The sequence below is a fragment of the Levilactobacillus suantsaiihabitans genome (genome assembly GCF_004745505.1).
GTDB lineage: Bacteria > Bacillota > Bacilli > Lactobacillales > Lactobacillaceae > Levilactobacillus > Levilactobacillus suantsaiihabitans.
In genome coordinates, this window is the sequence record NZ_RKLX01000002.1 from 101,993 (window position 1) to 125,921 (window position 23,929).

The 23,929-nt window shown below is 54.0% G+C and carries 17 protein-coding genes; 7 read left to right on the plus strand and 10 right to left on the minus strand.

What is annotated here, in order from left to right:
- Nucleotides 1-468: 468 nt before the first annotated feature.
- A complete protein-coding gene (locus EGT51_RS02085) occupies nt 469-2,451 on the minus strand; it encodes a S9 family peptidase (protein ID WP_135367151.1) in 1,983 nt (660 codons plus the stop codon).
- 161 nt (nt 2,452-2,612) lie between these two features.
- On the opposite strand from EGT51_RS02085, the gene EGT51_RS02090 reads away from it, so the two are divergent.
- Nucleotides 2,613-3,545, plus strand: coding sequence for a ketopantoate reductase family protein (locus tag EGT51_RS02090; RefSeq protein WP_135367152.1), 933 nt, complete (start codon nt 2,613-2,615; stop codon nt 3,543-3,545).
- Nucleotides 3,546-4,275: 730 nt separating this feature from the next.
- The gene (locus EGT51_RS02095) at nt 4,276-4,560 is read left to right on the plus strand and encodes an ATP cone domain-containing protein (RefSeq protein ID WP_135367153.1); all 285 of its coding nucleotides are present in this window, start codon (nt 4,276-4,278) and stop codon (nt 4,558-4,560) included.
- Nucleotides 4,561-4,838: 278 nt separating this feature from the next.
- Here the strand turns inward: EGT51_RS02095 and spx are convergent, their stop codons facing one another.
- On the minus strand, nt 4,839-5,237 hold the full coding sequence (spx, locus tag EGT51_RS02100; RefSeq protein ID WP_125575502.1) for a transcriptional regulator Spx: 399 nt from the start codon (nt 5,235-5,237) through the stop codon (nt 4,839-4,841).
- A gap of 526 nt (nt 5,238-5,763) precedes the next feature.
- Between spx and EGT51_RS02105 the strand changes: the two genes are divergently transcribed.
- Nucleotides 5,764-7,842, plus strand: a complete 2,079-nt coding sequence (locus tag EGT51_RS02105; protein WP_135367154.1) for a cation:proton antiporter — start codon at nt 5,764-5,766, stop codon at nt 7,840-7,842.
- A gap of 1,159 nt (nt 7,843-9,001) precedes the next feature.
- Nucleotides 9,002-10,579: a bifunctional metallophosphatase/5'-nucleotidase gene (locus tag EGT51_RS02110; RefSeq protein ID WP_135367155.1), complete on the plus strand. Its 1,578-nt coding sequence runs from the start codon at nt 9,002-9,004 to the stop codon at nt 10,577-10,579.
- Nucleotides 10,580-10,783: 204 nt separating this feature from the next.
- Here EGT51_RS02110 and rny read toward each other — a convergent pair whose 3' ends face one another.
- The 3 genes from rny to EGT51_RS02125 form a co-directional block, all read right to left on the minus strand.
- Nucleotides 10,784-12,394, minus strand: coding sequence for a ribonuclease Y (gene rny / locus EGT51_RS02115; protein ID WP_135367156.1), 1,611 nt, complete (start codon nt 12,392-12,394; stop codon nt 10,784-10,786).
- A gap of 655 nt (nt 12,395-13,049) precedes the next feature.
- The gene (locus EGT51_RS02120) at nt 13,050-13,742 is read right to left on the minus strand and encodes a YoaK family protein (protein WP_135367157.1); all 693 of its coding nucleotides are present in this window, start codon (nt 13,740-13,742) and stop codon (nt 13,050-13,052) included.
- Between the two features lie 655 nt (nt 13,743-14,397).
- Nucleotides 14,398-15,342 (minus strand): alpha/beta hydrolase, encoded by a 945-nt coding sequence (locus EGT51_RS02125; protein ID WP_135367158.1) that lies wholly within the window; start codon nt 15,340-15,342, stop codon nt 14,398-14,400.
- Between the two features lie 126 nt (nt 15,343-15,468).
- On the opposite strand from EGT51_RS02125, the gene EGT51_RS02130 reads away from it, so the two are divergent.
- The 3 genes from EGT51_RS02130 to EGT51_RS02140 all read left to right on the plus strand — a co-directional run bounded on the left by EGT51_RS02130 (nt 15,469) and on the right by EGT51_RS02140 (nt 19,214).
- Nucleotides 15,469-17,277 (plus strand): M3 family oligoendopeptidase, encoded by a 1,809-nt coding sequence (locus EGT51_RS02130; RefSeq protein WP_135367159.1) that lies wholly within the window; start codon nt 15,469-15,471, stop codon nt 17,275-17,277.
- Nucleotides 17,278-17,792: 515 nt separating this feature from the next.
- Nucleotides 17,793-18,212: a helix-turn-helix domain-containing protein gene (locus tag EGT51_RS02135; RefSeq protein WP_135367222.1), complete on the plus strand. Its 420-nt coding sequence runs from the start codon at nt 17,793-17,795 to the stop codon at nt 18,210-18,212.
- A 150-nt stretch (nt 18,213-18,362) separates the two neighbouring features.
- Complete coding sequence (locus tag EGT51_RS02140) at nt 18,363-19,214, plus strand: SAM-dependent methyltransferase (protein WP_135367160.1); 852 nt, start codon at nt 18,363-18,365, stop codon at nt 19,212-19,214.
- A gap of 337 nt (nt 19,215-19,551) precedes the next feature.
- Here the strand turns inward: EGT51_RS02140 and EGT51_RS02145 are convergent, their stop codons facing one another.
- The 5 genes from EGT51_RS02145 to EGT51_RS02165 form a co-directional block, all read right to left on the minus strand.
- On the minus strand, nt 19,552-20,619 hold the full coding sequence (locus tag EGT51_RS02145) for a YdcF family protein (protein ID WP_135367161.1): 1,068 nt from the start codon (nt 20,617-20,619) through the stop codon (nt 19,552-19,554).
- A gap of 15 nt (nt 20,620-20,634) precedes the next feature.
- Nucleotides 20,635-21,225 carry a TMEM175 family protein gene (locus tag EGT51_RS02150; protein ID WP_135367162.1) on the minus strand — a complete coding sequence of 197 codons (591 nt, stop codon included), beginning with the start codon at nt 21,223-21,225 and terminating at the stop codon, nt 20,635-20,637.
- A 336-nt stretch (nt 21,226-21,561) separates the two neighbouring features.
- Nucleotides 21,562-22,173: a hypothetical protein gene (locus EGT51_RS02155; RefSeq protein WP_225428664.1), complete on the minus strand. Its 612-nt coding sequence runs from the start codon at nt 22,171-22,173 to the stop codon at nt 21,562-21,564.
- A 10-nt stretch (nt 22,174-22,183) separates the two neighbouring features.
- A complete protein-coding gene (locus tag EGT51_RS02160) occupies nt 22,184-22,606 on the minus strand; it encodes a hypothetical protein (protein WP_135367163.1) in 423 nt (140 codons plus the stop codon).
- Between the two features lie 132 nt (nt 22,607-22,738).
- Entirely contained in the window at nt 22,739-23,752 is a 1,014-nt protein-coding gene (locus EGT51_RS02165) for a lipoate--protein ligase (RefSeq protein ID WP_135367164.1), read from the minus strand.
- Between the last annotated feature and the right edge of the window lie 177 nt (nt 23,753-23,929).

Genomic DNA, 23,929 nt, shown 5'->3' on the forward strand with positions numbered 1-23,929 from the left:
GTTGGAACGCTGGGGGGAGGATCGCCCCGAGCCTGAAAAGCGGTCTCGTGGCTTGCTTTGAGCCGAAAACCCGCGTCTCAAAGACACCAATTTGCCAGCAAACCCCACTGGCAAATTCCCCGGCTGAACCTGGATTTCGCTCCACTCTCGGCTACGGTTTGTGATTGTCCGCAGCAATCGTCAGGCCTAGGCCAATCATCTCCATCCCTGCTTCGCTATCCGCTAGTAGCCCGTCTGAGTATCCAATACTGGGCCACAGCTCAGATATTCCTCTCCTAAAATAGTAACCGGTACCACTCAAAAATGCACAAGAAAAAGGAGCCCAGACAATTGCGTCCTGGACTCCAAAATTTCAATTCATTTGTGAATACTCCTGACCAGTCATCACCACTGGGGCAAACCACTTCAGCACAACGTTAGTGAAGCGACCGCCCTCCCTAGCAATCACTGGCAACTGGTTACCGCCATTTATGCCTGGTCGTTGTTAGTCACCGTCGGATGGGCCGTGAACCAGGCCGTCATGTCGTCCAGTCGTTGAATGCGTAAGCTCGGTAAGCCGCCACGGGAGATGCCGTGGAAGCTTTGCGGGTAGCGGACCAAATCGGCGTCGACGCCCGCGCGTTTGACCGCGGTGAAGAATTCTTCGGACTGGCTGATGGGACAACGCATGTCCCACTCACCGTGTAGCAGGCGAATCGGTGTGGTCACCTGGGGTGCATAGGCCAGTGGCGACGCTTGCCAGTAGGCCGCCGCGCCACCCTCGTCAAACAGGTCGGTGGCTAGTTCCTCAGGGTTGAAGTAAAAGCCAATGTCACTGGTCCCAAACAGGCTGATCCAGTTGGTCACAGCGCGTTGGGCCACGGCCGCTGCGAAGCGGTGCGTGTGGCCGACTGCCCAGGTCGTCATGAAGCCGCCATAGGAACCGCCAGCGATGTACTGCCGGTCGGCGTCTAACTGCGGGAATTTTGCCAACGCCGTATCTAGACCGGTCATGACGTCCGTGTAGTCGTCTTCGCCGTAATGGCCGTTGACGTGGCTCTCGAAATCTTGACCGTAACTGGTTGACCCGCGTGGATTGAAGAAGACGACGCCAAAGCCGCGGCTGGCGTGGACCTGGAATTCATAGAAGAACGTTTCGCCATAATTGGCATGGGGACCGCCATGCACGTACAGCAACACGGGTTGTTTAGCAGCCGTCGTTTGGGCCGGTAAATACCAGCCTTCTAGCGCTTGACCATCGGCGGCCTGAAAGTCGAAGCGCTGCGGATGAGCGAACTCATGAGTATCTTCGTAAGCGGCGTTGGGGTCGTACAGTGCGGTCTCTTGGCCGCTCGTCAAGTCCAAGCGTACCAAGGCGCTCGGCTGATCCTGATAGGAAACGGCCAGCACCACCGTCTGGGCATCGACGACCGTGAAGTCCACGATTTGTCGCGCCGTGTCATCCACCAATTTGACGCCCTGGGAATCCCCCACGTAGAGTTGGCTGTGGGCGTGGAAGCACGCCGCAAAGACGACCTGATCGGCGCTCAACCAGCGCACCAATTTGCCACCGGCCTGCTGGACGAAATCCCCGGCAAATTCCGGCGACAGGTCCGCCTGCAGGTCGGCCGTCAAATTGGTCACGTGTTGGCCCGCCTGGTCGACCAGATATAAATTGGCCACAGTATGGCGGCCAAACGCCCCATCATCGCCGATCAGCGCGACCTGTTGGCCGTCCGGTGACAGCGTGGCGTCGTCAAAATGGCCGTGGGCAAAGCTGGCCGTGAGATCGGTCAGTTGGCGGGTCACCACGTCAAAGCGGTAGGCGCCGTGGGCAAAGTCACGGTCGTTATCCGGTTGGTCGTCTTGTAAAATGGTGACGGCCTGGCCATCGTCGCTGACCGAGGTCAAACTGAAATCGTTGCCCTGCTGGAACAGCTCGTCTACCACCCCAGTCGCCGGTTGGTAGCGCCGCAAGCGATACGTGACGTCTAATGGCAACCAGCCGTAGCCATCGGCCTTGTTGATCAGTCGGTCAACGTGGCGGGTCTGCGGAAATTTCTGCGGACTGGGCAACTTGGGATGTTCCGCCGTGGCCGTCGTCTTGAAGAACACGCTCCGGCCGTCCGCGGCGGCAATCACCGTGTTCACGGCCTCATCGGGACTGGTCGTGGTCACCAATTTAGGCTCGCCACCCGTTACGTTGACCTGGAACAACTGCGCCTTGGCGTCACCGACCGTGGCCGTGTAAAAGAGCTGGTCTCCGGCGACGGCGGGTTGGACGTTCAATTTACCGTTGATTGCGACCGTTTGGACATAGCCGGCCGCGTCCAGTCGCTTGAGCTGGGCACGATAATCGTTGGCGGCTTCATCGATGCCATTTTCCACGAAAACGACCTGACGCCCCGTTGCTAACGGCTGCGTCACCGATTTTAACTTGAATAGATCCTGTGCACTAACACCCTTTGCCATACGCATCACTCCTATGTAAGTTATTTTCTCATTATTTTCTCATCAAATAATTGTTTTACATCTTAATCCAGTGCTCCGCCAATGTCAATTGCTCTTTTTGCCACACCTCTCATAAAAACTGATACACTGAACTTAACGACGATTAAAGGAGTGAATGGAACATGAAAATTGCGATTGCAGGTGCTGGCGCCATGGGATGTCGCTTTGGCGTGAAGCTCCAGTCAGCCGGGAACCAAGTCACGTTGATCGACAACTGGGCGGCCCACGTGGCGGCCATCAATCAACAGGGTCTGACGGTCACGACCGATGATGGCACCGATCACGTTTACCATCTAACAGCGGTGGCCCCACAGGCGGTGACCGGGGAGTTTGACCTGGTCATCCTCTTTACCAAAGCGATGCAGATGGACCAGATGTTGCAAGACATCAGCGGCATCTTGGGCAACCACCCCGCGGTCTTAACGCTGGCCAACGGGATTGGTAACGTCGAGACTATTGAACGCCACGTGCCGAAGAGTCAGATCGTGGTCGGCACTACCGTTTGGTCCTCCGGCATGCCGGGCCCCGGTCACATCAAGGTAACGGGCACTGGCAGCATCTCGCTACAGGCCGTAGTGCCCACGGAATTTGCCGACTTCTCTGGTTTACTGACCACGCTAAACGCTGCCGGGCTCAATGCCAGCCAGGCGGATAACGTGATGGCAGCCATTTGGAAAAAGGCGGGGCTCAACAGCGTGCTCAACACCTACTGCACCCTGTTCGACTGCAACATCGGTGAATTCGGCGCGCTACCCAACTGGCGGACCCTCAACGATGCCGTCCTCAATGAATTTGAAGCCGTCGCCCAGGCCGCGGGCGTTGCCTTTAGCGCCCAAGACGTCACCGACCTGATTGCCGCGCAATTCTCACCGGAAACCAATGGCGGTCACTACCCGTCCATGCACCAGGACATGGCGCATCAACGACCGACGGAAATTGATTTTCTAAACGGCTACGTGGCCAAATTAGGTGCCCAACTCCAGGTGCCCGCGCCGACGAACGCTATTCTGGCTCAGGAAATTCACGCCCAGGAAGCCTTGAAGGGCATCTCTTAGTCGACTTTAGTGGGTGGAACTAGTTCCTTACCAGCGTGTGGCGGGAGCTGGCCGCCTTACCGTTCGCTAGAGATGAGTTGGAACGCTGAGGGCGCCGGTCCAAGCCAAAGGACGGTCTTGGACCTCACCTTGAAGCCGGTGAACCACGTCTTCAAGGTGTCAGTTCCCTAAGCGCCATGAAGCGTGCCGCTAAGGGAACTCCCACAGCTGAACTCATCTCTAGCGAACTCACGGCTACGATAGTCGTTGCATAGTCTACTGGTTTAACCCCTAAATCGACAACCAATGTCCATAGACTAGACGAAATCTGTGATTCTGTCAGGTCGGCGTCAATCGGATTTCCTGCAGCAGGTTCCTGGTTTCATTGTTTTTGGTAAACAGAACACTGTTGTTTCGCGGTTAAGCACGGATATTACTCTCAGCCTTTAGATTCCAGCCCTCAAAACCAGGTCATTTCAAAATTCGCTATCTGACAAGCTGTGCCCAATCACCGTTTTCTTTCCTAACGGTGGTTGGGCACAATTCATCTTATTTTTAATGATTACCAGCCAACGGAAAATTTGGTGGACCACACTCTGTGGTTTTGCTACCATATGTAGAATTTAACCAAATTTTACCCCCATATCTAGTTGTATTTTTTCTGAATTCATCGTACCATAGTTGTACAGGCTTTTTTCGGTCAGCACATTTAGCTCCCCAAGAAGTCGTAAAACCTAGGAGGGTTAAGACGATGGACGTTATCAGAAGATCTCAAGCGACAATGGACCCAACCGGTCTGACCGTGGAAACACCCAGCGGAAAACACACACCGTTTAATTCGCGTAAAATTCACGCGGCGCTGGCTGACCTCACTAACGACCCAACCGTCGTTCATCGGGTCGAGAGCTTGATTGTGGCGCAACTAGCGGGGTTTGACGTGGTGGCAACCGGGACTATCCAGGCCACGATTGTCGATACGTTGGAACAATTAGGCTACGCACACATGGCTAAAAGTTACTTAAAGGCCAATCATTAAACCACATACTGTGGTGTCCGGGTAACTTCATCCAGTGTTAGCTTGCCGCCTACTGTAGTACTTGTCATGACACTGCCACTACAGATGCAATTTCCTAGCTGACACCAAGTACGGACACTAATCAGCTTATTGTGCCAGCCTAAACAATCTCTAACTATAAACAAATAGTGCTCATCACCGATGGTCATCCATCCGGCGTGAGCACTATTTTTTCTCGCGTTTATAATTATTTCAATAAAAAACCGACCAGCACTCCCCCGAGAACTGATCGATCCGATCTATGAGCTTAATTGTGATTCCAGGTGGTGCAATTCTGCCGTCCGGACTTCACGTGGTAAGAACCGGCGAATTTCTTCTTCGTTGTAGCCAACCTCCAGGCGCTTGTCATCAAAGATGATCGGCCGCTTGATGAGGTCTGGATACTTCACAACCAAATCAACGAGTTGACTGACTGACAGACTGTCTAAATCTACGTGCAGTTCCTTGAATACATTGGAACGGGTAGAGATGATGTCTTCACTACCGTTTTCGGTTAAGCGTAAGATCTGTTTAACCTCAGCTGCATTCAATGGCTTGGACTTGATATTCCGTTCTCTAAACGCAATGTCATGTTCCTTCAGCCAAGCGCGTGCTTTCCGGCTGGATGCGCTACTTGGTGCAATGTACAAATTGATCATATTCAGCACTTCCTTATCGTTGGATTGAGTAACGATAACAGACAACGTAACTAAGCTCGCCTAAACAATTCATTGAACCATCTAGTAGAACCAACTTATATGTTACCACAATTGAATGAATAATCAACCTTTTTTGGAAACTTTCTAAATAATCCCCCACATTTCTTAGTGGGTTGGTTGTGGGTCCCAACCATTGTGAGGCCACTAAACTGATTTGTGATAAATTCGAAAAATGGCCACCGTATCAGCTTGCAACGCGGCCACAAGGTTTTCCCCGTTGGCCAATTATCTATTGATAAATTATGAAGTTTTACAAACTATCCCGCCTGGCGTCTCTTTTTCAATAAAATGCATTAATATCCATTTAATTCGCATTAATATTCATTATTGGTTTCTCCCCACACGCGTAGGTCTAGCCACTTTCCCTAATTTGGTCAAGGGCAGATTACCAAGAAGTTTTTCGCCACTTTTCACGCGACTGGCGTAGAATATACGGTAACGAATAAACTCATCTGGAGGGATTAATTTGGAAGTCTTCTATGCCGTCCTACTGCTGGTGTTAGCCACGATTGTTGCCAACACCATCTACCCCTATTTTCCGGCGATTCCCCAAGCCTTTTACCAAATCTTTGCCGGGGCCATCCTGTCACTGGTGCCGCTCTACCATCACTTTGTGCTCGAGCCTGAGGTCTTCATGCTCCTGATCATCGCACCCTTGATGTTCTACGATGGCCGCAACACCAACGCGCAGGAACTCCGGCGAAACGTGGGCTCCATCATGTCCGTGGCGGTCGTTTTGGCCATCCTGACCGTGGTGCTCATGGGCTACCTCAGCCACGCCATCTTGGCGACGTTGCCACTGGCCCTGGCCTTTGCGCTGGCCGCCATCGTCACGCCGACCGATGCCGTGGCCGTTAGCTCCATTACCACTAACATGGCGGTGCCCGAGCGGGTCATGGGCATGCTGGAACGCGAGTCGCTCTTCAACGACGCTTCCGGCTTGGTCGCCTTCAGCCTGGCACTGACCGCTTTTACCACCGGGAAATTCTCCGTCGGCGGCGGCCTCAAGCACTTCTTGGTCGTCTTTTTCGGTGGCCTGCTCATCGGGATCATCTTGGGCATCTTCGCCGTTTGGATCCGCGTCTTCTTGGTCCGCAGCGGTAAGGACTCCGCCAGCGTCATCGTGCCTTACGACGTGCTGGTGCCCTTCCTCATCTATCTGGCGGCCGAACACGTTGGCCTATCTGGCATCCTGGCGGTCGTGGCGGCCGGCTTGATGTACAGCCTGTCGTCCAACCAACTGCGGCTATCCAGTACGCAACTCCAACTGGTCACCCGGTCGACCTGGCATTTTCTAACCAGCATTTTAAATGGTTTCGTCTTCGTTTTGCTGGGGGTCTCGCTGCCCACAGTCTGGGTAAATATTCAACAAGACACCTCCAAGACCCTGCCGAGCCTGATCTTCTTAGCCGTCGTCTTGTACCTGGTCATGCTGGCGCTACGCTACCTGTGGATTCGCTTCGACTGGGCGCTGATCCACTCCAAGCCCCACGAACGACGGCTCAATGCCGTGATTGGTGCACTTTCCGGCGTTCACGGGACCATCACGTTGGCCATGGCCTTCTCGCTACCATTGACGCTAAATGGTCAGGCCTTTCCCTTTAGAAACTCCCTGATCTTCGTGGCGGCCGTCGTCATCATCTTAAGCCTATTGGTACCGACCCTGGTCATGCCCCACATCCTGCCCAGCAAGGAAACGGCCGTCGATCCCGCCGAGGCGCTCCAACAACGCAAGGCGCTGGTCGCCTACGCCAGTGAACGGCTGGTCCAGGAAAATCCCAGCAACCCCAGCGCTACGCAGGCCGTAATTGAGGTTCTCAACAGTCAAGCCACGGCGGAGCGTCCGGACAAGCGCAAGGTCCGTGAACTCTTGAATCAGGCGACCCAAATCGAGGTCCAGACGGTCCAAGAACTAGCCGATCAAGGCGTCATCCCCAACGGCTACGCCAACCGTTACGTCCGTCTGCTGGTGATCAAGTCCCAAATGAACAGCAATAATCCGTTTATCAACCTGACGCTGTGGCTGAAATTTGTCGGCCACCGGCTCACCCACATGGTCACTCGCCGGCGCCACCGCGAACAGCGCATTGCCTTGCAACAACAACGTTTGGCCCAAACAACACCTACTGCCGACCAAGCCGCCCAACAGGCGCAACGCATCGCGCAAGAACGGCAACAATCGCTGGTCCATCGTCCCGCACGCACACCGCAGACCGAGGCCAAGCGCCGCGAGAACTTCTTGCGGATTGAAAACGACATTTACACCCACGTGGCCAATTTCTTAAATGAGGTCTCCAGCGTTGATAACCAGACCGAGGTCAATGCCGTGCGCAACTACTACAACGCCCGGCACCGCCGCTTCGTCTCCCAGGAAACCACGGATCTGGAAAATGAACTCTTTATTCAGGCCTTCCAGTACGAATACACCTACATTCGCCAACAGCGTAGCGCCAACCTCATGTCACCGGCCCTGGCGGATGAATTGTACCAGCAAATTTCCACCGACCAAATGCTTTACATGCAAGAAAATGCCGGGACGGATTAAATTTTGCAGGAATATTTTTCACCCCACTCGTCACTAACTGACCCGTGGCGGTGCAACTGGTCCGGGTCCGCAAACGCGTGAACCACCGCCGGCAACCGTCCTTAGTGCCTCGTCAGGTCTGGTCGGCGAGTCGTTTCCCCCGTGAACGAGATTGTGCACTACCGCTGTCATTGTAATATTCGCGTCACATTTTCTTCACAATTTGTTGGTATAGTGAAATCATAACTTACGACTAAAACAAACGAATAAGTTACCAATTTTACTCCTCCAAGTAAAAAACGGGCGGCACTGCTACTGCAACCAGCCCACTCCAAACGTAAGATACGTTCTTCTCAAAGCGACGACGCAGGTAATCAAGGCCTGGCCGCCGTTTTTTGTCGTCTTGGAACTGGGACTGCGTTTGCTGGCCGCCTGCCGTTGCGCGAAATCCAGGTTGGAACGCTGGGGGAGGACCGCCCCGAGCCTGAAGGAGCGGTCTCGTGGCTTGCTTTGAGCCGAAAACCCACGTCTCAAAGACACCAATTTGCCAGCAAACCCCACTGGCAAATTCCCCGGCTGAACCTGGATTTCGCTCCACTCTCGGCTACAGTGGCTGTTAGTGGCAACTATAAACGGGGCCGGTCTTGATTGCCTGGTTGGCTACGGTTGGTTTTGCTGATTAATCCGCTAGTTTTGCCATGCAGTTTGGCCTTCAAGACAATTGTGACCAAAATTCCCAGGCAATATCGATGAAAATTGACGGCCTTCAAAACAGAAATCATCACGTAACAACCGTGTATTCGGTATGGTAACACCAATTATCATTGACCACCGTTTCACTTCTCATGACACAGCATGGGCACCAGCGCCATATTATTGACAATCACCACTCTGCCGGAGACAGCCAGGGGTGATTCTCAGGCTGGAGGCGTTCCCCCAGAGCAGGCGGACTCGGAGCTCAGTGTTGCCGGGCGCTATTTTTTACCACCCGGAATCGTTTTCAGGAAGAAAAATCACAAATTTTTACGATTTTAGCCAGCTAAAATTTACACACAACCCAAACTAGCTTATAATTTCTTTAACACGTTAAAGATTCGGCGTCTTTTCGCGAACGGTCTGCCAGCAACTGGTCTACGTGACCCGTGGCCAGCCAGACTTCCTATTGGAGGGTGACATTACAATGAAGCTGACAATTTTATCGACAAGTGATACCCACGGGTACGTCTTCCCCACGAACTACGTAAAAAAGGGAAGCCACCAGGGATTTGGCCTGGCCCGGGCGGCCACGGTCATCGCCCGCGAGCAAGCCGCTGCCAAGGAACAAGGCCCCGTGGTGACCATTGAAAACGGGGACTTCTTGGAAGGCTCGCCTTTGGCCTACTACGTTGCGCGCGTCCAGCCTGACCGCGACCCGCAACCGCTGATCAACATTTATAATCAAATTAATTATGACTGCGGCATCTTGGGCAATCATGAATTCAACTACGGCCAGGAATACCTGCAGGCCGCTATTCGAGATGCCAAACGCACGATTCTATGCGCCAACATTTTAGACGAAAATGGCGATCCGGAATACGGCCAGCCCTATAAAATTATTGAAAAAGACGGCATCAAGATCGGTGTCTTGGGCCTGACGACTCAAGCCGTGTACAAATGGGAAAAGGCCACCAACATCAGTGGCCTCCAATTTGAGTCGGCCTTTATTGCCGCAAAAAAATACGTCCCCCTCATCCGCAAACAGGCAGACGTAGTCATTGTGTGCTATCACGGCGGCTTTGAGCGCGATTTGACCACCGGTGAGCCTAACGACATTCACGTCGGCGAAAACGAAGCCTATCACATTTTAGAGGCCATTCCGGGCATCGACGCTTTGGTGACCGGCCACCAACACCGGCAACTGGCCACCGACGTCTTTGACATCCCCACGACCCAACCGGGCTTCCGGGGCCAAGCCGTGGGCAAGATCACGCTAGACCTCGACCGCGACAACCAGGGCCACGTGACCGTGACGCAACACCATTCCGAGCTGGTCTCCGCTCAAGAAGCCCCGCTCGATCACAAGGTTCTCGCCGCGGCCAGCGACTTAAACGACGCTGTGGGCCACTGGCTCGACCAACCACTCGGCCACATCAAGGGCGACATGACTTTTGACGATCCCTTTGATGCCCGCATCCACGAGACGCCGTACATCGAGTTCATTCAAAAGGTCCAAATGGCTACGATGGGCGCCGACATTTCCGCCACGGCCCTGTTCAACAACGAGGCCCGCGGCTTTGAAAATCCGATTACCATGCGTAACATTATGACCAATTACGTCTATCCCAACGGGCTGTCTTTGCTCAACATCACCGGGGCGGACTTGCGCGCGGCGCTGGAGGTCAGTGCTCGCTACTTCAGTAATGAAGACGGCAAAATCATCGTGAACCCCGCCTTCATTCACCCCAAACACCGCCAGTACAATTATGACATGTACGAGGGCGTCGACTACACCTTAAACATCGCCAATCCCGTCGGCCAGCGCGTGGAAAACCTGACGTATCACGGCCAGCCCGTGACGCCGGACCAACCGCTGCGTATCGTATTGAACCAATACCGGGCCGTGGGTGGTGGCCACTACAGCATGTACAGCGCCGACAAGATCATCGCCGAAAGCCAAGGGGCCATGAGCGAAATTATCGCCGACTATCTCCAAGAACACCCGGTGATCGACGCCACGGCCAACGCCAACTTCACGATTATCAACGAACCGCGTCATTAAGGCACCAGCAAAAAAGGGTCTCCTGACTTCACCACCGTTGTGTGGCTGGGTAAGGAGACCTTTTTTTCGTGGAGCGTGGAACCGACTGTCTGTTGGCGCACGTTCCAACTCTGTAAGGAGGACGCGACAAATTCACTTAAAATTCCGGTTTAAGTCAAAAAATCCGCCGCAACACAGCGTCGCAGCGGATTTTGCTTCAGGCAACTAGCTCGCACTAGCCGCCTTTTTCTTTTTCTTCTTTTTAGTCTTTTTCTTTTCATCGCCGACGTACTCGACCGCCGTCGACTGGCGAATCGTGGTGACCTTGATCTTCCCGGGATAGGTCAGCGTGTTTTCAATCTGCTTAGCCACTTCCTGGGTCAGGCTGGCAGCGGCGTGGTCGTCCAATTCCTTGGGCTTCACGATAATCCGCAGCTCCCGACCGGCTTGGATGGCATAGCTTTCAGCCACACCTTCTTGATCATTGGCGATCTTTTCCAAGGCGCGCAGGCGGTTGATGTAGTCTTCCACGGATTCACTCCGCGCACCAGGCCGGGCCCCGGAAATGGCATCGGCGGCCGCCACCAGGTCAGCCAACGGCGACGTCTTTTCCACGTCCCCGTGATGGGCCGCAATGGCGTTGATAACCACGGCGTCCTCGCCATATTTCTGGGCAAATTCCGTCCCGATTTCCACGTGGGTGCCTTCGACTTCGTGGTCAATGGCCTTGCCGATATCGTGCAACAGGCCGGCACGGCGAGCTAAACGGGTATTGTATCCCAGCCGCGCCGCCATAGCCCCCGTCAACTGCGCCACTTCGATTGAGTGCAGCAGGACGTTTTGGCCGTAACTGGTCCGGTACTTGAGCCGACCGATCAGCTTCATCAAGTCGGGGTGCATCCAGCCGACGTGTAAGAGGCTGACGGTCTGTTCCCCCGTCTCCCACAAGCTATGGTTGACGTCACGTTGGGCGTTTTCCACCTGGGTCTCGATCTGATTGGCGGAAATGCGGCGACTGGCGACCAAATTGGTCAACGCCAGCCGGGCAACCTCGCGGCGGATTGGGTCGTGCGTGCTGATGAACAGCGTGGTGTTGTCGTCGGGCACGAAGATCAAATCGGTCCCGGTCAGCGTCTCCAACAAGCGAATGTGCTGACCATCGCGGCCGATGATCTTACTGCGAATCTCGCCATTAGGTACGGTGACGGTGTGTTCCATGTGTTCTTTGGGCAAGTCTTGCGGGCCGCTTTCCGTAGCGGATAATACCACGTCCTTGGCCCATTTTTCGGCATTAGCCACGGCATTGTCGTTGAGCGCCTTGATTTCGATATCCCGGTCGCGCTTCAACGCCAGTTCGGTGGCCTGTAAAACGTGGTCCTTAGCGGCGGCCGTGTCCATGCCGGCGCGGTCGGCCAGCGTTTCGTCACGCGTCGTGCGCAAGGCGGCCGCGTCGTCTTTCAAACCGTGGATGGCTTGGCGCTGGTCGCGGTTGCTTTGACTACGTTCGTCTAACATTGCCGTTTGGTCGTCTAACCGGACGCTCATTTGGCCCAGTAACTGTTCGCGTTGTTGCCGCCGTTGCTCTCTGACGGCAATATCATTTTTTTGTTCGGTCAATTCATCTTTAACTGACTGCTGATAGGCTAAAGTGTCCCGCTTGGCTTCAGCGTTTAATTTGGCCACACGCTGCTGCGTTTTCGTCTTGGCCTGGGCAATGATCCCCCGAGCCTGTTCTTGGACCGCCAGGAGCTCCTGACGATGCTTGTGACGGCGCACCAGATAACCGACCAGCAACCCAATCAGTAGTAGACCGATGATGAGTCCTATATTTAGCAAATTGGTCGTGCTCCTTAGTTTGTCAATCCCGACTGTTGCCGGGTGGATTGGTCACTTATCTCGTTAATTATACGCTATTTGCGGCCACAACCCAACCAATCATCTGGGTCAAAACAATCTCGATTCTTGTCTGTCACCCTCAAGCGGCTGAAAATAGTCGTTTACAGCCTCGTCATGCGAACTGGCCGCCTACCGTTCGCCAAATATGGGTTGGAACGCTGGGGCGGACGGGCCGAGCCAAAGGACGGTCTCGACACCTCGCTTTGAGCCGAAGTTCGCGTCTCAAAGACGCCAGTTCCCTAAGCGCCATGAACCGCGCCGCTAAGGGAACTCCCACGGCTGAACCCATATTTGGCGAACTCTCGGCTACAGTAGTGCGTGACAATAACAATTGACTTAGCCCTTGGTAACAGTTAAATTATCAGCTAGCTTTCGGCCAGCACGGTGTCGCTGATAGACGTCACTTTGCCGGAATCAGCCAAGGATGGCCCCGGCTGTGTCGACGACGTTTTCCAGAGCAAGTGGACCCCGGCTGATGCAGATGCCTGGTTTCACCAATTTGGGTTGTCTGAACGCTACCATTCCAACAATCAATGTGTTAATTCTACCTTTAACCTTAATACTCGCCATTAATCACCTTTTGGCCCACTCGCAATCATCTGTCCGGATTTTCCATCGCTGCTGGCATAAACAACCAGGCGAGCAGAATCAATTTCAATCCGGTTGCGATCCACAACACGCCCAGGGCGGTCAAGACCGCTAACCGCGCGCCCACGGCACAGCCGATGATAAACGTGACTAAGACCATGGCGATGCGGCGTTGCTTGTTGCGGGCCACCTTATCGCCATTGACCCAGGCTTGATAGGTCGCAGTGGCCAAGTTCTTGGTATTGCCCGTCATGATACCGTTGTTGATGCCGATACCACCGACCTGGCGAAAGACCGTCAGCTCGTAGCCGGCCACGATGCCCAAACAAAAAATCAGCCAGATGGTCGAAATCGTCGTCTGCAGGCTTGCCAAAATGGCATACGCCAACACATCTGCCAGCATCAGCCAGCGCATTTGCCGGCGCTTATTGTTCTGACCCAGGCGTTCACTCATCCCCTGAGCCAAAAAACAGCCCAAAAAGTAGCCGATCCACACCGGCACGTTGACCCAGGCGGCCTGCCAGCCGTGCTCTACAAACTTTACCACGAACACCACGAGGTTCCCGGTCTGCGCGCTCACGAAGACGGCGCCGTGATTCAAAAACGTATCGGCGTCGATCATCCCCATGACCAGCGTCGCCCCCAGTGTCAGGATGGTCTCGGTCACGGGCCGAAATTGCCGCGAAACAGTGGGCTCCATCCAAATCATCTCCTCTGTTTACTCGTTGCTTGTTGCTAAACGTTCGTCCTTTTGGGCTACGATAGAGTGACGCTGCCGCCTACCGTTGCGCGAGTAGGCGCCGGTACGCGGTGGGCGGACGGGTCGAGCCAAAAAGCGGTCTCGACGCCTCGCTTTGAGCCGAAAGCCCGCGTCTCAAAGACGCCAGTTCCCTAAGCGGCCCAACCCACCGCTAAGGGAACTCCCACGGCTGAGCGCCTACTCGCTCCACTCTCGGCTACAATAGTCGGTGTCAGCGACAAAGCGTTTAGCAAGCAAGCTGCCGTGGCTGACCGGTGATGCTCCGGATGGCTAGCACTCAGTTGCCGTGTCCATGCACACCACCGCGATAACCCGCAAACAACTGCTTGCCGAAGCACACACGACAGGCGCTACTTGGCCAATTAGTCCAAGCGTTGTGGACAATCACCAATGTAGCCGAGAGTGAAGCGAAATCCAGGTTCAGCCGGGGAATTTTTGGGCGACCTTTGCCACGAAATTGGTGACTTTGAGACGTGATTTTCGGCTCAAAGCAAGGAGCGAGACCGGGCTTTGGCTCGGGCCGTCCTCCCCCAGCGTTCCAACCTGGACTTCGCGCAACGGCAGGCGGCAACACCAACCCGTGTTGCCCGCAAACCTACTGAATGTACTTCGCCAAAAATTCCCGGACCTTTTGCGTGTAGCGCTTAGGGGCATGCGATAAGGCCGCGGCGTGGGCGGCGCCGGGGACGACCAGTAATTGCTTAGGCCCCGCGTCGGCTTGGTAGACCTGGTACACCATCCGCGTTGGCACGAAGGTGTCCGCCCCACCGTGGATGAACAGCATCGGCTTGTGGTTGCGTTTGACCGCGGCGACGCTATTGGCATCCTTGAAGTAAAAGCCCGCACGCAACTTGGTGACCAAGCTGGTCAGCGGCACTAGCGGCCAATGAGGCAAGTTGTACATTTGCTTGGCCTGATACGTGATTTCCGCGTCGGCGTTGGTATAGCCGCAGTCTTCGATGTAGGCCTTGAGTTGCCGCGGCGTCTTTAACCCGCTGGTCATCATGGTCGTAGCGCCACCCATTGACACGCCGAACAAGACGACCTGCGATTGTGGCCCCTGTTTGGCAATGACTTGCTTGACCCATTTCAAATAGTCGCGGCTCTCATAGTAGCCGTAACTGATGACCTTGCCTTGGCTCTGGCCTTGCCCGCGAGTGTCTGGAATCAGCGTGTTGTAGCCCAGGTCATGGAACATGCCGGCGTATCCGCCCATGGCTTCCTTGTTGGACCCGAAGCCGTGAACCAAGACCACCGTCTTTTTAGTCGCCTTGGCCGCCGGAATGTAGTCGGCTACTAATTTCAAATGCGTGCCCGCCGCGTTTTCTGTCCACCGGTACTTGTGCACGTTTTGATACCAGTTCTTTTGCGCGTACAAGGGGTCCGACTTCTTCAATGGCTTGGCGGCCGCCACAAAGCTCTTCTTGCCGCTGGCCACCGTCATGTTGTAGAAATAAAAGCTGGCGCCAATCAAGCCACCCAAAATTAAAATCACCAAAATTCCGCCGGCAATCAGCCACCGTTTCCGTCGTTTGCTCATGATACGATATCCTCCCAATGTCTCATTTCTCTCTTACTGGTAAGTATACGAAGTTCTTTCAGTCAGCGCAATCACTTTGAAATTTGCTATAATGGTCACAACTTTATTTCTTAGGAGGGGTCGCTGATGACCTACGCTTTAAATTGGGATCTCGATTCACTATTTCCGGGTGGGATCAATTCCGCTCAATTGAAAACGAAGCTTACCCAGACGCAAAGTGCCATCGCGTCACTGGGAGACCTGTTGGACCGTTGGGACGCCGCGAGTGACGCACCGGCGTATCAACAATTTGAAAAATTGATCACGCAACTGCAACAAATCGATGCCGCTTTGGGTCAAATGGGCATCTTCATCACTGCCGTGGGGTCAGCGGACGTCGCCAACCCCGACGTCGCCCCAATGGAAGCTGAACTACGCAACCTGGGCACCCAGGCCGAAAACGTCAGTGGCAAGCTGAAGAAGGTCCTGGTTCAAGTGCCCGACGCCAACTTTACCGCCATGCTGGCCACCCCGGCGCTCCAGCCGATTGCCTTTAACCTGACGGAGATGCGCAATGATGGCAAGGAACTGTTGGACGACAAGACCGAAGCGCTGATCAGTCGACTCAACCTCGACGGCAAGGCCGCCTGGAGCAGTCACTACGATTCACTGGTCGCCACCGTCAACGTGCCCTTCCATGACGCGAACGGCAAGGCGGTGACGTTATCCGCCGGGCAGGCCGACAACAATTTATTAGGCAACGCTGACCCGCAGTACCGCGCGGACTTATTGCCGGCTTGGGAACAGGCCTGGACGGACAAGGAACAGCTCTTCGCCGATACGTTGAACCATTTGGCCGGCTTTCGGTTGACGGAATACGCCGCTCACGGGACCACCGACTTCTTACGTGACCCCCTGCGCGCCAACCGCATGAGTGCCGCCACCCTCAACACCATTTGGCAAGTTGTCGACGACAATAAGCAATTTCTACTAGACTACCTCGATCGCAAGGCGGCCCTGTTGGGTAAGAAACACGCCGGCTGGCAAGACGTCGAAGCCCCACTGAATCTGCCGGGCAGTGCGACCCACCAGTTCACCTACGATGAGGCCGCGGCCTTCATCATCAAGCACTACGGCGAATTTTCACCGAAAATGGCGGCACTGGCCCAACACGCCTTTGAACATCGCTGGATCGAAGCCGAGGATCGCGCGGGCAAGGCGCCCGGTGGGTGGATGGAAAGCGCCCCGGAGACCAACGAATCCCGCATTTTCATGACCTTCACCGGCTCCCCCAACGACGTAGCCACCCTGGCGCACGAACTGGGGCACGCCTTTCACTCCAGCGTCATCAGCGACCTGCCCCAACTGCGGCAAGACTACGCCATGAACGTGGCGGAAACGGCCTCGACCTTTGGCGAACTGATCGTTGCGGATGCCAACGTCAAGGCGGCCAAGACCGACGCCGAGAAGATCACTTTGTTGAACGCCAAAATGGACAACCCCCTGGCCATGTTCTTAAATATTCGGGCCCGCTACCTCTTTGAAACGCGTTTCTACCAACTGCGGCAAAAGAAACTGGTCACGCCGGCTGAATTGAACGAGTTGATGCTCAACGCCCAAAAGGAAGCCTTTGGCCACGACCTGTCGACCTACTCCCCACACCTGTGGGCCAGCAAGCTGCATTTCTACATCGACGAACCGGCCTTCTACAACTTCCCGTACGTCTTCGGCTACCTGTTCAGCCTCGGCATCTACGCCAAGGCCCAACAAACCGGCGACTTCGAGGAAAGCTACATCGCCTTGTTGCGCGACACCGCCAACATGACGACCGAAGAGCTAGCGCAAAAGCACCTGGGCGTTGACTTGACCCAACCGGACTTCTGGCTGGCTGGAGTCAAGCTGATCAAGCGCGACGTCGCCGACTTCATGCGCCTCACCGATCCGTTGGTGAAGTAACGTTCTTGGCAACACTTCCCACGGGGACCGCCTTCCGTTGCGCCAAATCCGGGCCGGAACGCGGCGGGCGGACGGGTCGAGCCAAAGAGCGGTCTCGACGCCTCGCTTTGAGCCGAAAATCGCGTCTCAAAGACGCCAGTTCCCTAAGCAGCACAGACCGCCGCTAAGGGAACTCCCACGGCTGAGCCCAGATTTGGCTCCACTCTCGGCTCCAGTGAGTTCGTCAACTACGTTTGCTTCCCCCAAAACGCCATCTATCGCCGCAGGTAGGCGAAGATGACCTCAGGTGTGACAGGCTGCTTAGGTGACACGCACTTTTGCAATCTCGGCAATACCTCAAAGTGAGCTGGTAGACCGAACTTGGGCTGGGGATGTCCCTCTAGCCGGTGACATCTCGGTTTCCATGGGCGCCACGGTAAGGCGGCCAGCCCCATCCCCAGTAAACTTTCCCTTAAAAACCACAGAGAGTGGTATACTAGTAGTAATCAAGACTAGGAAAGAAACGGGTGAGTGAGATGTTTCCAGAACGACTTCGGGCCTTACGACGAGGCCAACATATTACTTTGGGTGAGTTGGCCGCAGCGTTGAACGCCCTACCAAACGAAACGCATACGCGCAAGAATACCGCCTCACAACTCGGCAACTGGGAACGCGGCATTCGGACACCTTCCTTCATGGAAGTGCGCAAACTCGCTGAATACTTTGACGTCACGATGGACTACCTCACGGGGAAGGCCGAGCGTGACGAATACGATCTGGGCCGCCTCTTCTTGTCCGGCAAGCAACTGAGCTTTAACCGAGAACTGCTGAGTGGCCAAGACCGTTACGAAATTTACCAATTGATCGATGGCTACCTGCATGGCCGTGAAAACCGGACCACCACGTCGTCACCGAACCAACAAGAGGAACTGGATCTACATTTAGACGACCATTAATCAGGGGTCGGCTGGTCAGCGAACCTGCTAATCAGCCGGCTTTTCTTGTGGGTCGCCCTATACTTACAAACGAAAGCCAAGCGCAAATTGTGACCCATTTGCGGCCGATTTAAGTTTTTCTTAGTATTTCTATCAGAAAGGACCCTTACTGTGAATCCGAAGAAACTGCAAAAACTCAAGAAAAGAGTCCGCCACGCGCCGTTGAGTCAACGCAAAACGACCTACATCGAACGCATGACGGCCTATTATCACCAATTTAATGATTACCCGTCGATTAAAATTTTAATTAGCAACGTACTGTTGGCCGACCGGATGCTGGCGGCAGGCGACTTGCCTCAGCAATTGCCACTCCTGCAGCTGCCCGACGACAGCCAAGACCAGGTCTACCGCAAGCTCAACGAAAGCTATCCCGCTGGAGACGCGACCGGCGACCGGCTCTGGAACGAACTGACCGATGCCTTGCCGAAGCTGGACCACGACCTGCGCTCCTTCCGTGATTACTTGGAAAACCACTATGGCATGTGGGCCTACACGCCGGCGCCGTTCATTAGTGACCTGGCCAAGTTCGTCGACGGTCGTTCCGTCTTAGAAGTCATGGCGGGCAACGGCTACATTTCCAAGGGCCTGCGCGACAAGCACCAAACGGTCTTCGCCACGGATAGTCAGGCCTGGACCCATGAAAACGAGACCGGCCGCCATCCCCTGACCACCATCGAACCTTTGTCTGCGCTGGACGCTTGGGCCAAGTACCAAGACCAGGTGGGCGTCGTGGTCATGTCCTGGTCACCGGACGGCCTGCCGCTGGATTGGGAACTGCTACAAGCGATTCGCCAATCGGGTAAGGACGTGGACTTTGTCGTTTTGGGCGAACCCCACGGCGCCACCGGATCAGCTGACTTCTGGGACCACGCCGACTTGCTAGAAAATAAAGCCACGCGTGACCTGAACCGTCACTACACGCAAATTGATTTGATTCATGACCACGTTTATTTGGTCAAGTAACCCCTTAACTGTAATATTACATTCACCCACCATCTATTTACCCCTGTTGGCAGTTTTGCTATGATATGACAAGTAACTGGCAGACAGGGAGGAACGACGAATGGTCGCACTGGGGAATATTTTGTTTTACGGCTTGGGCACGCTGCTACTGCTCGCGTTAGGTTACGCGGCGGTCGCAAGCTACCAGGCCCATCGCAATGACGAAGAGCATTAAAAAATGAGGTTAGGTCCCGCCGATTGGCAATGGACCTGACCTCATTTTTCGTTGCGTGCTTAATTTGCGTTAGATTTGGCCTGCATCTGGTTCAGTGGCCGTTTAGTCGACGCAATGATCGATCTACTGATATTCCGCCCAGGTCAAAAATAGGGTCAAGAGGAGCATCAGCCCAATGGCCACAGCATGCCAGCGCTTGTTGCCCACAAAGATGGCAATGTATTCGCGCAAGATGGCGTTGGGCAGGAAAAACTTGGCCGTGTGCGCGCCGATACCGTTGGCCCGTAACCCAGCCTTACGAGCAATCATCCCCGCCCGAAACGTGTGGTAACCGTTAGTCACAAACGTCACCCGCGGCTTGGCGGGACCGCGCTGGTCAATGATGCGCTGAGAAAAGACCATGTTTTCGTAGGTCGTTTTGGACTGGTCCTCAGCAATCGCGTGGTCGGCCGGTAACCCCTTGGCCAAGGCATAGCGGCGCATGGCCACCCCTTCGGCCACGGTCTCGTCGCCCCCTTGGCCACCGGAGAAAATCATCATTGGCGGCCGCCCGGTCTTGGCCAGTTGCTTGCGATAAAACTTCAACCCGCGGTCGATGCGTTGCCCCAACAATGGTGAGACCTCGTCACCATTTAGCAGGCCCGCCCCCAGCACGATTAAATAATCCTGCTTATAACGGGGATGATTAAATTGATAAATAAACAGCATGGTCAAGTAGTTGTAAAACCAAAACAGCACGTAGAAGATCACCATGGCCGGAAATAAATTTAACACGGTCGCGACCGGCGCCGGCAAGTACAGCGTGGTCAGTCGCGTGACGAAGGGCGCCAGTAGAATGGCGAGGCCCAATATCAGCGTCAACATGTTGGCCAGCGTGTGACTCTCCCGTTTCCAGACGATCCACGCATTCCATAGCAGCAAAAACGCCTGTAGGGCAAAGGCCACCCCAATCAGCAGCAGTAATAGCACGAACAGCGCGATGCTGATGACGATCAGCCACTTGTTGTTGGTGCCCAGGATGCTCACCGCCAACATGGTCAAAAACGAATAGAAAAATAGCGAAAACCAAATGCCGTTGCCCAGGCGGCGTTTCTCGATGCCATAGCTAATGGCAAAGATCAGGCCAAAGCCGACCGGTACTAGCCAGCCCAGGTACACGACGCCGGGAATATCAAATAATTCATTTTGCATCGATTCCAAACTCCTCTAAAACAATTTGTCGCTGTCAGCCGGGGTGTATACTGCCATGGCCACCAGTTCAACCAGCGTAAAGACTAGCGAAATCGGCGGCCACACAAAGATCAGGCCAAAAACGATGAGCCAAACCAGCCAAAACCAGACATTGGCGTGTAACCGGTAAACTGACATGTTACGAATCTTCTGAGCAATCTGCGGGTCGTGCGCCTGATTGGTCCGCATGACTGTATAGGACAACGCCGCATACGCCCACGCCCAAAACGTGAATATTACAAAGTAAAAAATTTCAGGCTGGACCTTAAAGATAAATTTACCCGCCCAGGCCGTGGAAACTGGTAACATGGCCATCACCAGAATCCAGATATTATTCACCCAATAGATTTTCTTAGTCACGCGCTTAGTCAGTGCAAACATGTAATGATGGTTGTACCAAGCCACACCAATAAACAGAAAGCTAATCAGATAGGCCACTAAGTAGCTCCAATTTTGAGCTAGCGCTGCAAACGTCGGTTCTTCCGGTGTCTTAAACTCCAACACCATGATCGTTAAGACAATGGCCACCACCGCATCAGTGAAGGCCTCCACGCGTCCTTTGTTCATCTCCAGGTCCCCTTAAATTCTCAGATAATTTTAGAATAGCACAGTTTCTCGTTCAAGCGGTGGAGAACCGCTGCCATTTTGGTCAAAAAAAAAAAACGCCCAACCCGTCAAAAGACTGATTGGACGCTTTTATACAGCATTCGATTGCTCGAATGGATCTATCTCGGAATCCACATTCCCTCAAGATCAGACACGTCACAAATCCGGTGACATCTGTGCCCTGCTGACAAATTCACCTAGCCGCTTGCGCGGACGCTCCTTGCAAGCAAGGGACGCGTGATTTCTCGACTCATCGCATAGGAACAATACTACCACACGCTAGTGGTGAGTTCAAGCCTATTTCGTTTTCTTGGTCGTGGTCCGCTTCGTCGTGCGCTTGGCTGCGGGCTTCTTGGCCGGAGCCTTTTTCGTCGCCGTCTTGCGCGTGGTGGTCTTAGCCGCCGGTTTCTTGGCAGCGGGGGCCTCGTCAGGTTGTTTAACGTCCGTGGCCGCCTTATTGGCAGCGGCCGTTTGGAGCTTTTCAATTTGGAGTTTCAACCAATCGTGCAGGCTTTGGTCCGCCACGGCCGCTTGGGCCACGTAGGTATCCGCCGGGGCCAACGCATCGATACGCAGGCCAGAAACGTTGATGTCTGGCGTTTCGATGACGGCATAGACGTTGATGTCGGCCTCTTGGTCGGTCGCCATGATCTTGCCGATGGTCTTGCTATCCTGCAGCGGCAGGTTGAGCACGCTCATTTCCAAGCGCACCGACACCGCCGTATCTTTCAGCTTCAGTTCGGCTTGGGCGAGTTGGTCCTTGCCGATTTGTTCGCGGATAAAGGCGGCCAGTGGGGCCATGGCCTTGTCCGGGTCTTGTTCGAAGTCTTTGGCAGTGGTGTCCACCGTGAAATGTTGAATCTCATCGGCTTCGGCCGCATCAATAAAAGTTTGAATCTCACGTTTCATGCTTTACACCTCATTTTTTCGCAGCGAATCGCTTGCGGTCGGCGATCTTTTGTTGCCGTTGCCGTAACCGTAATGCCAGGACCAGCCAGTAGGCATTGCCGACAATCAGCGCCAGGCTGTAGGCCGACATTAATAATTTGATCATGACACTGGCACCGCTGTCCATCCACATGTTGAAGAGAACGCTGATGGGTGACAACGTGTACAGCGCAATGACCAACCCCATCAGGTAAAAGGACGGGTGCCAATCCAACGCCGCCAACACGATGGGAATCACGTACAGGACTACGGCGATCAGCGTGGTCCGCCAAAATTCGCTCATCGTCATTTGCACGTTGGTCGAGTCAACGAAGGGCCGAGACATCAGGAAATTTAATACCACAAAGCCCACCATGGAAATGATGGCCCAGGCAATCACGTTACGATCTTTCATTTTAAAATAAACTCCTCAAATAAATTCATAAAATAAAAGACGCAGTCAAACCGACCACGTCTTAGTCAATTCCATTCTATTCTAACTTATTCCTGCTAGAAAATCAGCTAATCACCGAAAACTAACGGGAATCTAATCAACCAACAAGTTCAAAACGTCTTGCTTGTCGATGCCGTTGAAGTACAGCTGGGTGTTGACGCTGTCCAAGACCTTGCCGACATTTTCTCGGTCGTACCGGACACCTGCCAACTTGTCAGCCAGTTCAGTGGCGTCGGCTGGGCCGAAGAAGTCACCGTAGAACTTGATGTTCTTGATCTTACCGTTTTCAACTAACAAACGCGCATCGATGGTCCCGGCCGTAAAGTGTTGACGCTTCTTGACCGTGAATTCTGGTGAATTGCCGTAGACCCAATCCCAGTTGCTGTAGTAGTCGTTGTAGATCTTGTCGATGGCAGCCTTTTCGTTGTCTTCGATGACGACTTCCTTGTCCTTGATGGCGTCCAAATTGTCCACGTGGAACAATTCCTTCAACAGGGTGTCCCGGAATTCTGGCACCGTTAAGTTTTGGTATTCCGGTGCGAGGTATGGCTTCAAGTTCGTGACCCGTGAACGGACCGACTTGATACCCTTAGACTTCATCTTGTCTTCAGGCACGTTCAAGGCGTGGGCAATCACGTCTTGATCCACGTCCAACATCAAGGTCCCGTGAGAGAAGGTCTTCCCGCTGTGGGAGTACATCGCGTTACCAGAGAACTTCTTGCCGTCAACTAAGATATCGTTCCGGCCAGAAACTTCGGCAGTCGTGGCGCCCATTTGGTGTAAGGCATCGACGACGGGTTGGACGAAGGACTTGAAGTCCCCGAACTCTTCGCTATCGCTATCAACCACGAAGCTGAAGCAAAGGTTCCCGAGGTCTTGATAAACAGCACCGCCACCCGATAACCGACGGGTGACCGTAATGTTGTTTTCCTCAACGTACTTTTGGTTGATCTCTTCCAACGTGTTTTGGTTACGACCAACGATGATGCAAGGCCCTTCATAGTAGAACAAAACTAATGGTTCATCAAATTCCTTGTTGTTCATTAAGTATTGTTCCGTTGCTAAATTGTGGCGAATATCGTGTGATTTCATGGCATACCAATACATAACCCAAAAACCCCTTTCAAATTAACCAACCCGGGGCCGTCCCATACGGTAACTTTCCCGGTTACTTTAAATCATAGCACGACTTGTAATCGATTACAATTTAGCTTTCAAACTGATTTTTGTTAGTGAAAAAGGCGGCCCAGTAACCCCCAGACGCGCGCAACGCACCCACTCACT

Bases quoted from the DNA above. Each gene is read 5' to 3' on its own strand.
- EGT51_RS02090 (WP_135367152.1), top strand. From the start codon at position 2,613: ATGAAAATTGCGATTGCAGGTGCTGGCGCCATGGGATGTCGCTTTGGC.
- EGT51_RS02145 (WP_135367161.1), bottom strand. From the start codon at position 20,619: ATGCAAAATGAATTATTTGATATTCCCGGCGTCGTGTACCTGGGCTGG.
- EGT51_RS02085 (WP_135367151.1), bottom strand. From the start codon at position 2,451: ATGGCAAAGGGTGTTAGTGCACAGGATCTATTCAAGTTAAAATCGGTG.
- EGT51_RS02130 (WP_135367159.1), top strand. From the start codon at position 15,469: ATGACCTACGCTTTAAATTGGGATCTCGATTCACTATTTCCGGGTGGG.
- EGT51_RS02120 (WP_135367157.1), bottom strand. From the start codon at position 13,742: ATGGAGCCCACTGTTTCGCGGCAATTTCGGCCCGTGACCGAGACCATC.
- EGT51_RS02125 (WP_135367158.1), bottom strand. From the start codon at position 15,342: ATGAGCAAACGACGGAAACGGTGGCTGATTGCCGGCGGAATTTTGGTG.
- EGT51_RS02135 (WP_135367222.1), top strand. From the start codon at position 17,793: ATGTTTCCAGAACGACTTCGGGCCTTACGACGAGGCCAACATATTACT.
- spx (WP_125575502.1), bottom strand. From the start codon at position 5,237: ATGATCAATTTGTACATTGCACCAAGTAGCGCATCCAGCCGGAAAGCA.
- EGT51_RS02165 (WP_135367164.1), bottom strand. From the start codon at position 23,752: ATGTATTGGTATGCCATGAAATCACACGATATTCGCCACAATTTAGCA.
- EGT51_RS02155 (WP_225428664.1), bottom strand. From the start codon at position 22,173: ATGAAACGTGAGATTCAAACTTTTATTGATGCGGCCGAAGCCGATGAG.
- EGT51_RS02150 (WP_135367162.1), bottom strand. From the start codon at position 21,225: ATGAACAAAGGACGCGTGGAGGCCTTCACTGATGCGGTGGTGGCCATT.
- EGT51_RS02160 (WP_135367163.1), bottom strand. From the start codon at position 22,606: ATGAAAGATCGTAACGTGATTGCCTGGGCCATCATTTCCATGGTGGGC.
- EGT51_RS02095 (WP_135367153.1), top strand. From the start codon at position 4,276: ATGGACGTTATCAGAAGATCTCAAGCGACAATGGACCCAACCGGTCTG.
- EGT51_RS02110 (WP_135367155.1), top strand. From the start codon at position 9,002: ATGAAGCTGACAATTTTATCGACAAGTGATACCCACGGGTACGTCTTC.